The organism is Shewanella sp. 10N.286.51.B7, from assembly GCF_002873615.1.
GTDB lineage: Bacteria > Pseudomonadota > Gammaproteobacteria > Enterobacterales > Shewanellaceae > Shewanella > Shewanella electrodiphila.
The window spans coordinates 1-11728 of the sequence record NZ_MCUF01000003.1; the positions used below are offsets into that span (position 1 = coordinate 1).

The following is an 11728-nucleotide window of genomic DNA, read 5'->3' on the forward strand; positions in this document are numbered from 1 at the left end:
ATCCATGTCTGGACTCACGTGATTTTTTTGCTTACCTCAATTCAAATTGAACATTCCTAGTTTTAAAAAATACTCTATGAGTTTGCTAAAACAAATGAATCTTCGGGCTCAATAGACTCCGTTGGAAGTGTCCGAATGCGTTGAGCTAATTTGCGTGATGGAGGCAGGACGCCGACATAGCCTCAGATTGAGCCATGGATGGCGAATCTGAGGCGATAGCAAATTCGCTCTATAGCATGAGGAACAACACTTCGTCGGAGCGGCAAGGGATGTCGAGAAGGGAAATGCTGTTGTTTCCCTTTCGTCGGGTGTGGGCGAAGCGCCACGATCTTGATTTGGCTTTTGATTTCAATGTAGGAAAATACGTATTCGGATGTGGATCGAAAACCCACGACTTTACTCTATTCCAAGCAAAGTTTGGAAATACTTAGGATAAAAACTAGATATAAAACATATATCGAAAACCTAAGTTTTTATCCTAAACCAAAAGATTATTCTTTTGGCCAACTCCCATCATTATTTGGTCTCACCCAAGCCTGTGAAAACCAATAATAGCCTTTCTGAGTTTTACTCGGTGCCGTGCAATTATAACGGCTACGCCCTGCGGGTAAATTCGCTGGCGCTTGAATACTAAACTCTGTTTCAGTCAACCATGTTGGCTTTTTCGCGCCTTGCCCCTGAACAAAACACATCACTTGATGTGGGTAAATATCAGTGATGTCTAACTCAACTTTTAGCTCAGGTCGCCAATCACCAGAAGTTAATAATGGGTCTGTGATATTTTGCTTAACCACTGGCATGTTCAAACTGGTAAATTTAACTTTTAAACTATCCAAATCCGCATAAGCCCCTGCAACAGGAAAACGGGGTAATGCCGTCAGTATCGAGTACTTACCCGCTGCGCCAGACTGTTGCCCTAAGCCAATAAAGTCATGCTGTTTAAGAATATCTTCAACATCCGCATTATATTCACCATAAGGGTAAGCCAACATGCGTACGCTTTGCCCCGTATGCTTTTTAATTTCAGCTTCGGTATCCAGTAAATTGTTTTCGATGCGAGTTAACCATTGCTGGCGACTTTCGCCGTCTAATTTGCGGTTGAGGTGTTCGTGCGCCCAGCTATGGTTGGCAATCGTCGCACCATTTTGAGCAAGTTGATTAATGTCATCCCAACTCATCATCCCTGCATAACCTTTTTCAATGGGTTCAACCGAGACAAACAAGGTATATGAAAAGTTATGCTTGGCTAAAATGGGCGCTGCTGCAGCTGCAATGCTGTCGTATCCATCGTCAAAGGTAATCACGATACTTTTGTCAGCCATGGGTTTATCTTCTTTTATGGCATCCACCGCCTCTTGCAAGCTAATGATGGTAAACTCATTATCAGCAAGATATTGCATTTGCTCTTCAAATTGCGCCGGTGTCACACTCGTGCTGGCAGGCGTTGTTTCTGATACATGATGATATTGCAAAATCACCACTGCACTGGCATTAAACGAGAATAAGCAGATTAATCCCAAAAGACTTTGTTTTAACATAAGATTCCTATGTCCATAAAAGCATTACTATTTAACAGCCAAAAAAACCGTCAGCTATTTGCGTTAGCATTGCCGATGATTTTATCCAATATCACTATCCCACTATTAGGTTTAGTCGATACCGCTGTCATTGGTCATTTAAGTGAAGCCTATTACTTAGGCGGTGTGGCATTAGGCAGCACAATTATTACCTTAATTGTGTGGCTATTGGGCTTTTTGAGAATGTCGACTACGGGTCTTGTCGCCCAAGCATATGGCGCTAATGATACCGTAACTCAGCAAAAATTGCTGGTACAAGGTTGTAGCCTAGCATTGATATTTGGATTTAGCGCAATCATCTTACAGCAGCCATTGCTTGAATTCGCCATGTCTCTTAGCCAAGCCAGTGAAGAGGTAAAGCACTTTTGCAGCGAATACGTCAACATCCGCATTTGGTCGATTCCATTCGCATTAGTGAACTTAGTCTTGTTGGGTTGGTTGCTCGGCAGACAAGCGCCTAAAGCTGCGATGTGGCAACTTATCATTGCCAACATCGTTAATATTGTTTTGGATGTAGTGTTTGTCATCGGTTTTGAATGGAACGTTAAAGGTGCCGCTTTAGCCTCGGTCATCGCAGATATTTGTGCGTTCACTGTCGCAGCGGTGATTGTTAAACGTGCCCTTTATCAGCAAAGTGATTTTAATCTCGGTAAGCTATTCATCCACCTGAGCTATAAAGGCTACTCGCAACTGCTTAAACTTAACCGTGACATTTTTATCCGCAGTTTATGTTTACAGGCGAGCTTTACCTTCATGACCTTTTACGGCGCAGGCTTAGGCGATGACATCATTGCTGCTAATGCGGTGTTGTTAAACTTACTCATGCTCATCTCTTACGCCCTAGATGGCATCGCCTATTACGCAGAGGCTGAAGTCGGCCGCGCAGTCGGTCAGAAAAACCTCCCCTTACTGCATGAGTCTGTGCTCTTAGCAGGTTATTGGTCTGCATTATTCTCAGTGGGATTTTGCTTGTTATTCTATTTTGGTGGCAGTGGCATTATTAGCTTACTTACCAGTATCGAAATCGTGCAGCAGCAAGCCAATATGTACCTTATTTGGTTAGTGTTTATGCCTTTATTGGCATTCGGATCTTATTTGTTTGATGGTGTCTATATTGGCGCTGCTCAAGGTAGAGCAATGCGAAACAGCATGATTATTGCCACTTTCGTGGTGTTTTTTCCTTGCTGGTATCTATTACAAGGTTACGGTAATCACGGTTTATGGGCGGCAATGAGCGCCTTTATGCTGTGCAGAAGTGCGTCACTCGCGCTGCATTACAAATACAGCAAAGCCTTTAAGCATATTTAAGCTTTAAAGGTATTTATCACGCCGACAAAATCAATGTGCCTATTTTATTAATCCATGGTGACAATGACAAAGTGGTACAAGTGAGCCAAAGCCGCGATATGTACCGCAAGTTAGATGGGCTGGACAAAAAAGTAAAATACCTTGAAATTGATAACGGCAATCACTATCTCAGCAACAATCAGCATCGTCTAATGACGTTTAAAGCGATTGACGAGTTTTTATCTAAAAATCTTTAGCAGTAACGCTGAAAAGTAAACATAAAAAAGGCCCTAACATCATTGCTGACGTTAGGGCCTTTCACTAAAACACGGTATTGCTTAGATTCAAATTCTTAGTTCCAAAACATTAATTTAGAACCTTAGTTCAAACCTTAGTTCGAACCTTAGTTCAAAACATTAATTTAGAACTTTGCTTCGAATGCTAAGCTGAAGTTTCTGCCTTCACCAACAGTAACGTCTGTATTAGTACCACCACCTAAGTAGTCAGTATCAAATAAGTTTTTAACGTTAAAGCGCACGCTCATATCGGTATTTTGTACAGCGAAAGTATATGCTGCACCAAAGTCAAAGCGAACATAGTCATCTTTTACAATGGTGTTTTGCGTATTAGCAAAACGCTCGCCAACGTAGATAGCACCTATGTTCAATGCTAAATCGTCAGTGACTTCGTAACGGGTCCAGATGTTGGCAGACCATTCAGGCGCATCAACTGGCGTTTTACCATCTAAACGTTCAGTATCTTCAGCACTTGTCACGTATTCTGCATCCAAGTACATCATCGAACTGGTCACAAATACATTATCGCTTACTTGACCTTGTGCACCCATTTCAAAACCACGGTGATGCTGCTTACCGCTTTGAGTGGTGATATATTCTTTATCGCCAACGGGGGTATCAAGTTGTTCTTGAACTGCAACGTTCGTCACTGTGGTATCAAATACCGCACCAGTTAGTAATAAGCCACCGTCAAACAGTTCCCACTTAGTACCGATTTCGTACTGCTCACCATACTCAGGGTCTAAATCCATGCCATCGTTGACATCATTTTCGTTGTTTACGATAGACTGTGGGTTAAAGCTTTTTGAGTAGTTAGCGTAAATACTGCCGTTAGCACTTGGCGAGTAAATTACCCCAAACTTAGGCGATACAGCGTAGCTATTTTCACCTTCGCCATCTTTTTTCTGTTCGTCATAACGTACGCCAGCAAGTACTTGCCACTCGTCGTTAATGGTCATTAAGTCTTGAACATAAAAACCATAATGCTTGTAGCTTGACTCATATTTGGTGGTGTCATTGTTATAATCTAAATCTGGTCTAGGAACACTCTCACCAGGCATAACTATTTGAGCGTCGCCGCTATCTCTAAGTTGACCATAGTAGTAATCTAAAATGTTAGCGCCAACGAGTAACTGATGCTCCATGCCAAAAGCATTCACGATGCCAGTAAAGTCCATGTAGGCTGTTTTATGCTGCCAGTCATCATAACGATCAAAGGCTTTGATTTGGTAACCATCAGTGGTTGGATCCATGCCAGAAACCATTGAAGGTGATGAATCTAAACGCTGACGAGTAAAGGTTTGATGGTTATAACCTGTGGTCATTTTCCAGTCATCAGAAATATACCAAGTTAAGTCTGCACCTAAGTTTTCAACGTTGTTATCGGTAAATGCCCATGACATATCCCAAATATCTTCACGGTCACCAACTAAGTCGCCGTTATCATCTAACCAACCGCCTCTGTCGATGCCTGTTTTGTCGTCAGTGTAATCGTACTTAACCGATAACATCACATCTTCATGTAGGTCGAATTCAAGGTTTAAGTAACCTAAAAAGCGATCACGCTCTTGCTCTTGTTCACCATTGCCATCTTGGTATTCGCGCCAGTATTTGGTGTCTTGCTTCACTAACACTGTACGGTAACGAATTGATTCAGCATCATTTAACGCGCCACCCGCATCTAACTGAAAACGTGTAGAACCATTTGCATCTGTATCAAATGCAACGTCAAATAAGTTTTCATAGGTTGGCTTTTTAGTCACCATATTGATTAAGCCGCCAGGACCTGACTGACCATAAAGCATGCTTGATGGGCCTTTAAGCACTTCAACCTGTTGTAGTGTTTCAATCGGTTGCACGTAGTGAGACCACTGCTGCTGACCGTTGATTAAGAAGCCACTGCCAGAATCAAGTTCAAAACCACGGATGTTGAACACTTGGCGGTTCCACTTTTCACTACCACCGGTAACACTTGAATCATTTACCAATACTTCTGACAGATTTCTTGCTAACTGCTCATCAGTGACAAAATCAGGAATAACGTTAACTGATTGCGGCGTGTCCATTAAATCAATGTCACCACGCATTGCGCCAGAAGAGGTGCCCACTTTGTAGTTATTGAAGTTCATTCCAGTAATTTGAATACGTTCGATGTTAGCAACAAAATCTTGGCTTGATGCTGTTTCATTTGCAGCTTCTTCAGCCGCTAATGATGCTGAGGCTAAACCTGCAACAACCGCAAACGCAATAGGTGAAATTTTCATACAAAGTAGACCTTAAATTGGCAACAACCGTTAATGAGACGGATTATCATTTGCGTTTCACTGTTTGTGAAGAGTTTTTGTCAGTTAATGTAAAGAAGTGTGAAGGACTGCACTAATGAGAGTAAATCTCATTCCCACCGATGAATAGTTATTGCATATTAACTAAGATTAATGTTAATAAAACTTTTCACTTGTAGTAAGCATTCAATTTCAGCCTCTATAACCTCCCCCATCCAAAAAAGATAAAAGCACTACGCAACAAATACTTAACAAAAAGAGCGTTGCTTTAAAACCCATTTAAAACTGAGATTTCAATCTGTACACTGTGAGTTAACGGTCAAGAAACAACCTGAATAGTTATTCAAATGTTAAAACACTAAAAAGTGACTAAATAAGCTAATTTGTGATCTGAATAGCAATAATTTCGAATAAGGCCAGTCTTTACATTTCTTTAATTGTGTAAATAAATGAGATTAATTATCATTCACGAAATTTTTGTTGTCAGCACGAGTTTGTTCAAAATCAGCAAACATAATCGTCATGATTTGGTTACGGCCAACTTACACTTAAGAGTTTCAATATGAATGTAGTCCCTGCTTTAAAATGGTTTCATAACTGGGTTGGCTTTGTCATCAGCATTTCAATGCTGATTGTATTAGTCACAGGTGTTTATCTTGGCGGTATGGACATGCTGAAAAGAATGGATGATAAAGGGCAGCAATATGCGCCGCTATCCATTGAACAAAAAGCCTATGTCACTGAGACCTTATTTGAGCGATACCCTGATATGGGGACGGTTCGCTTTCCAACTGAATACTCGCCATATATTGAAGTCGCAACTCGTGGTCAATCGATTGCTTTTGATCAAGACTTGAACGAGCTCTCAACTTATAAAATGAGAGATATTCCGCTTTATAGCACTATGTTTTGGTTACACAGAAATTTCCTGTTCGGTGATTTTGGTAAATACCTGAATGCTTGGGCTTCGATGATTGGTGGGTTAGTCACTTTAGTGGGTATTTACCTTTGGTGGCGAGTACGTAAAACCTTTAGGCTGAAACACTCAATACCAAGTAACACTAAATCAAGCAGCCTGGTAAAAAGTCATATTCAGTTAGGATTGTTTATCTCAGTACCATTATTCTTATTATGTATCACAGGCTTTTTAATCACTTATAAAGGTTTGTGGATGGATGCATTAAAGCAACCAGCAGCTGAAATACAATATCCTGTTAGCCAAAAAAGTGATTGGCAAAGTCAGCTACAAACCGCACAAGATATGTGGCCAGATTCCAATATGGTTTCGGTGAACAAGCCGCGTAAGCGTAAACCTGAACCAGGTGTAGAAAAACCTAAAGGACCACAAGAGCTGAATTACAGCATCCGTTTTGATACCCACAGCGATGTTTGGTTACGTCAAGCTGACAGCATCACCATGAATTATGAGCAAGGCAAAATACAATCAGCTCTGTTGCACAGTGATCGCCCACTTTCAGGCAAAGTCGCGACATTTGTCAGACCCTTACATGATGCGTTAAATATGCCATTCAAATATGTGGCCTTTATTACTGTTATCGCATTTATCGGTACTGCGATCTTACTATTCAGCGCAGTGACTTTTTACCGCCGCATTTTCAAGAAACGGTCTAAATAAGTCATTTCGCATCAATGCTTTAAGATAAAACTAAAAACGGCTTGCTGAAATCAGCAAGCCGTTTTTATTGAATATCGTATCAAAGTGATTTAGTCATCAATGCCCTATCAAGCCATCAAAAAATGACTCAAGCCTAAGTTTAAGAGTCCTCGATAAAGGCATTCACGGTGCCTTCGATAGAGTCGTAAACAATCTTAATTTCAGCTCTATTTCTTCCCGCTGTATCGCCTAATGTCCTTAATACATAAGTACACTGGGTCGCACCGCTGCCACCGTCTGCAGCATGGCGATATGACTCAAATTCAACATCGTCCGTTGTATTTCTAATAGCAACTGATGGCGGGCTTTCTATCAAAGCATTCCACAAATCGACACAACCGCCTTGCCCTGGCCCTATGTTCACAGGGTTGCCCATAGGGTTACCTTTTCCTGTGCCTAATGGGTAGCCAAAAGTATTCATATCAAGGTCATTATTAGCAAAGTCAGGCAAATCATTCATCGGATCACTGCCACCAATCAATTGCCAACGAGTGTGAGAAAAAGTCACAGACTGTTCAAATGATGCTGCTATGGCCTGAGCTCGACTTATCTCTGCGTCACGCTTAACATCAATAAACTTACTGACTGCAATAACGGCTAAAATTGCCAATACGATAATCACAACCACAAGCTCAATCAAGGTAAAACCTGTGTTTCGAGATGGCAGTTTAGACGGGTAAATATCATTAATCACACCATACTCCTCGGCGTTAGCTTACTTAAGGTATAACACAAGCTTGTTAATAGTACGTTAAACACTAAGCCTAAAGTACTCATTTATTCATCAATACAGGATAAATGTTGGCTATATAGCTCAGATCAATGAGTCAATAACGGTTCTATAGACATAAAAAAACGCAGCTTAACGCTGCGTTTATTATCAGTCATCACACCTTAGTGCTTACTGATAAGAATGTGAACCATGTTGATGATCTGTCACGTCTTTCACGCCAGCTAACTCACCAGGGAACATATCTAATAGCTGCTTCTCGATACCATCTTTTAATGTGATATCAACTTGAGAACAACCATTACAACCACCGCCAAACTGAAGTACAGCAACGCCTTCTTCAGTTATTTCTACTAACATGATGTTACCACCATGGCTTGCTAACTGAGGGTTGATTTCTGATTGAATCACATACTCAATACGCTCTTTTAGTGGTGCGTCAGAAGCCACTTTACGCATTTTAGCATTTGGTGCTTTAAGCGTTAATTGTGAACCAAGTTGGTCAGTCACAAAGTCGATGCTCGCTTCTTCTAAAAATGGTGCACTCTTTTCGTCAACCATGGCACTAAAACCTGTAAACGGTAATTCAGTATCATCAGCTTCAACAGCATCTGGTGGACAGTAAGATACACCGCACTCTGCTTGAGCGGTACCTGGACTGATGACAAACACACGGATATGAGTGCCTTCAGGTTGATCGGCCAGTAATTTTACAAAATGAGCCTGAGCCGTATCAGTAATGTTGATCATAAAAACTGCTCCGTTGGGTAGTACTTGAGTAAGCATTAACTTAATTAAGAACTGACTTAAATAAGGTAGTACTTGAGTAATTTAGTAGGTTTAGCGACATGATACTCTTAGTTGCCTCTGCTTTATAGTCCTGCATCAAGCAAGTGTGACAAAAAATAGTCTCTTTGTGTCGGTTTTTAATGGAGATTTAAGACTAATCACTTTATTGTTACCCTACGGTTTTCTTTTTATGATCTTGTTTCTCATATGATTAGCTTACATGCCTTGCTCGCTCGTTTTTCAGTTAGAACGCTGATGACATTTTTTATCTGCATGCCTTTTATGGCATCTGCTAGTGATATTTCTGCTGACAATACCCGTATTGAACAAGCTTTACTCACTGAGGATATCAATACTAATTTAACTCAACCTGCAGAGTATTTAGGTTACCCATTGGGTGAATGGCATTTACGCCATGATCAGATTAATCACTACCTGCAACTACTGGCAAGTGAAAGCGACCGAGTATCTTTAGATTCAGCAGGTTATAGTGAAGAGCGCCGCGAGCAAATCACAGCGGTGATCACCTCTGAAAAAAACCAGAAAAACCTCGATGACATCATCGAATATCGCAGTAATATTAAATACGGCACCATGCAAACCAACCGCACTAATCAAAATCCATTAGTCGTGTGGCTGGCGTACTCTATTCATGGTGATGAAGCCAGTGGCGCTCATGCCGCATTGGCATTAAGTCACTACCTAGCTGCGACTAATGCGCCTTGGGTAAAAGAGTTACTCGACGATACCGTCATTTTACTTACTCCAACCCAAAACCCTGATGGTTTTGACCGCTTTTCAAATTGGGCCAACAATAATAAAGGCCAAGTCATTGTTACTGATAATAATCACCGTGAACATAATCAAGACTGGCCAGGTGGACGTTTTAATCACTATTTAGCTGATTTAAACCGTGACTGGTTATTCTTACGCCACCCTGCATCTCAAGGTCGCGTGGCTTTTTTCCATAAATGGCAGCCCCACTATGTAGGTGACTTCCATGAAATGTGGCATCAACAGTCGTACTTTTTCCAACCTGGTGTACCTGACCGCGTTAACCCATTAACCAAACCTGCCAATCAAGCATTATCAAATGAGCTGGCAGCGTTTCATCGCCAAGCTTTAGATGAAGTCAAACAAGTGTATTTTAGCGGTCAAATGTTTGATGACTTCTTTTACGGTAAAGGCTCAACCTACCCTGATATCAATGGCGCTGTCGGTATCTTGTTTGAACAAGCCAGCTCACGCGGCCAAGCCCAAGACTCACCCAATGGTGTGGTGACTTTAGCTGAGAGTATTGATAACCAATTTGCGACCTCTATTTCTAGCCTAAAAGGTGCGCACGCATTACGTAAAAAGTTGATGAAGTATCAAACTGACTTTTTCTCAAGCAACATCAAGCGTTATCGAGAAGGTAAACAGTCTGGCAGATTAGTCAAAGCCCATGGCGGCGCAACGCATATCAATGAGTTGGTGAGCATATTAGCCCAGCACAAAATTAGCGTTAAATACCTCAACACTGTCATTGAAGATGATGATATTAACTTCACACCTCAAGACAGTGTGTTTATTCCAGATAGTCAGCCGCAACACGACTTATTAGAGGCGTTATTTGATAAAAGAACCGAGTTTAAAGATGAAACCTTTTACGATATTTCGACCTGGAATTTTGAATCAGCCTTAAGCTTAAGTTTGATCAAAAAAGCCAAACCCAGTGCCAAGTACTTATCAGACAAACCAAACGGCAAGGTAACCAAAGCAACCTACCCTAAAGACAGCGTGGCTTTGGTGATTGATTGGCAACAAGCTGCGGCGGCTCCATTGCTGCAGCAATTGCTCCAACAAGGCGTAATAGTTAAGTATGCCCAAAAACCATTCAGCCTTAATGTCAATAGTGGCAATCGCACAGCTGAAAAACCTCAAACCAGCAAACAAGCCATAAAATTTGTTGCTGGTAGTTTGCAAATCCCACTGAAACAGCAAAATTTCACTGCCATTGAGTTAGCAGAAATCGTGGCAACGCTCGCGCAACAACACCAAGTCGATGTTGTCGCATCTGCCAGTTCACATGCTGCTACAGGAATGGATTTAGGCAGCGATGATTTCATCAAAGTAAAACCCGTAACCCCTTTGATCATCACAGGCGCAGACACCAATGCTTCAGAAACCGGTCAAATGTGGCATTACCTTGATAAGACTCTAGGTATAGCCACAACCATGGTAAACACAGAACGTTTGGTATCACTAGATTTATCGGCATACAGCCATATTTTTATGGCTGATGGGCCTTATCATTTGATCAGCGATGCGACCTCAAGAAAGTTAGGTCAATACGTAACAGAAGGCGGCACCATCGTGGCGCAAAAGCGGGCATTAGTTTGGCTTAATAAGCGTAATATCTTAAATTCTGAACCCAAAACCAGTCGTGAACTGAATAATCTATTCATCACATCGGGTATGGATTATGGCGATCAATCTAAATTAAAAGCACGTCAATCTATCGGCGGCGCAATCGTAGCGTTAAAGCTTGATGCGACTCACCCTGTCGCCTTTGGTTTACCTAATCCACTGCCTGTGATGAAAAACCGCGAAATCAGTTTCAACCTCACTTCAACGCCATTTATTGTCGCAGCGAAATATGAGAATGACTTATTGATTAGTGGCTACCTTGCTAATGAATATCAACGCGCATTTGCCAATACCCCTGCGATGATAGTTGAAACCAAAGGTAAAGGTAAAATTGTCGCCCTGGCGGATAATTTATTATTCCGAAACATCTGGCTAGGCTCAGAAAAAGTCTATGCCAATGCACTGTATTTTGTGCCATCACAATAGCCCAAACATTATTTAAGTAACCCTGGTGCTTCAGCTCTAGCTAAGCACCAGCATTGTACATGGACATATTCGGCTGCAAACAATTGGCTAATTTCATTCACTGTGGTGCCAGTAGTGACGACATCATCAATCAATGCGATTCTTTGATAAGGCACGCTTTTAGCTGCAGTGTTTAAACTTGAAGTGTTTAAACTTGAAGTGTTTGAACTTAAAGTGTTTAAACTTAAAGTGTTTAAACTTGAAGTGTTTGAGCTTGA

8 protein-coding genes and 1 pseudogene are annotated in these 11728 nt (G+C 41.3%); 4 read left to right on the forward strand and 5 right to left on the reverse strand.

Going from position 1 to position 11728, the window contains the following annotated elements; genetic code table 11:
* Nucleotides 1–491 precede the first annotated feature (491 nt).
* Nucleotides 492–1538: a polysaccharide deacetylase family protein gene (locus BCU84_RS00590; protein WP_102526164.1), complete on the reverse strand. Its 1047-nt coding sequence runs from the start codon at nt 1536–1538 to the stop codon at nt 492–494.
* 9 nt (nt 1539–1547) lie between these two features.
* Here BCU84_RS00590 and BCU84_RS00595 point away from each other — a divergent pair, with 9 nt between their 5' ends.
* Together BCU84_RS00595 and BCU84_RS00600 are read left to right on the forward strand one after the other, a co-directional pair.
* A complete protein-coding gene (locus BCU84_RS00595; protein WP_102526165.1) occupies nt 1548–2885 on the forward strand; it encodes an MATE family efflux transporter in 1338 nt (445 codons plus the stop codon).
* 11 nt (nt 2886–2896) lie between these two features.
* Entirely contained in the window at nt 2897–3121 is a 225-nt protein-coding gene (locus BCU84_RS00600; protein ID WP_102526166.1) for a prolyl oligopeptidase family serine peptidase, read from the forward strand.
* A 164-nt stretch (nt 3122–3285) separates the two neighbouring features.
* Here the strand turns inward: BCU84_RS00600 and BCU84_RS00605 are convergent, their stop codons facing one another.
* A complete protein-coding gene (locus BCU84_RS00605) occupies nt 3286–5424 on the reverse strand; it encodes a TonB-dependent receptor (protein WP_102526167.1) in 2139 nt (712 codons plus the stop codon).
* Between the two features lie 580 nt (nt 5425–6004).
* Here BCU84_RS00605 and BCU84_RS00610 point away from each other — a divergent pair.
* Nucleotides 6005–7078, forward strand: coding sequence for a PepSY-associated TM helix domain-containing protein (locus BCU84_RS00610; RefSeq protein WP_102526168.1), 1074 nt, complete (start codon nt 6005–6007; stop codon nt 7076–7078).
* A gap of 139 nt (nt 7079–7217) precedes the next feature.
* On the opposite strand, the gene BCU84_RS00615 is transcribed toward BCU84_RS00610, so the two are convergent.
* Together BCU84_RS00615 and nfuA are read right to left on the reverse strand one after the other, a co-directional pair.
* Nucleotides 7218–7811, reverse strand: coding sequence for a prepilin-type N-terminal cleavage/methylation domain-containing protein (locus BCU84_RS00615; RefSeq protein WP_241906318.1), 594 nt, complete (start codon nt 7809–7811; stop codon nt 7218–7220).
* Between the two features lie 207 nt (nt 7812–8018).
* On the reverse strand, nt 8019–8597 hold the full coding sequence (nfuA, locus tag BCU84_RS00620) for a Fe-S biogenesis protein NfuA (RefSeq protein WP_102526169.1): 579 nt from the start codon (nt 8595–8597) through the stop codon (nt 8019–8021).
* Between the two features lie 294 nt (nt 8598–8891).
* Here nfuA and BCU84_RS00625 point away from each other — a divergent pair, with 294 nt between their 5' ends.
* Nucleotides 8892–11471, forward strand: coding sequence for a M14 family metallopeptidase (locus tag BCU84_RS00625; RefSeq protein ID WP_157936178.1), 2580 nt, complete (start codon nt 8892–8894; stop codon nt 11469–11471).
* An 8-nt stretch (nt 11472–11479) separates the two neighbouring features.
* Here the strand turns inward: BCU84_RS00625 and BCU84_RS20910 are convergent.
* Nucleotides 11480–11728 (reverse strand): annotated as a pseudogene (locus BCU84_RS20910) (ComF family protein); the annotation flags it as partial.

What these genes read in the sequence shown, in the direction of transcription:
- nfuA (WP_102526169.1), bottom strand. Translation starts at nt 8,597, where the DNA reads ATGATCAACATTACTGATACGGCTCAGGCTCATTTTGTAAAATTACTG.
- BCU84_RS00605 (WP_102526167.1), bottom strand. Translation starts at nt 5,424, where the DNA reads ATGAAAATTTCACCTATTGCGTTTGCGGTTGTTGCAGGTTTAGCCTCA.
- BCU84_RS00625 (WP_157936178.1), top strand. Translation starts at nt 8,892, where the DNA reads ATGACATTTTTTATCTGCATGCCTTTTATGGCATCTGCTAGTGATATT.
- BCU84_RS00595 (WP_102526165.1), top strand. Translation starts at nt 1,548, where the DNA reads ATGTCCATAAAAGCATTACTATTTAACAGCCAAAAAAACCGTCAGCTA.
- BCU84_RS00610 (WP_102526168.1), top strand. Translation starts at nt 6,005, where the DNA reads ATGAATGTAGTCCCTGCTTTAAAATGGTTTCATAACTGGGTTGGCTTT.
- BCU84_RS00590 (WP_102526164.1), bottom strand. Translation starts at nt 1,538, where the DNA reads ATGTTAAAACAAAGTCTTTTGGGATTAATCTGCTTATTCTCGTTTAAT.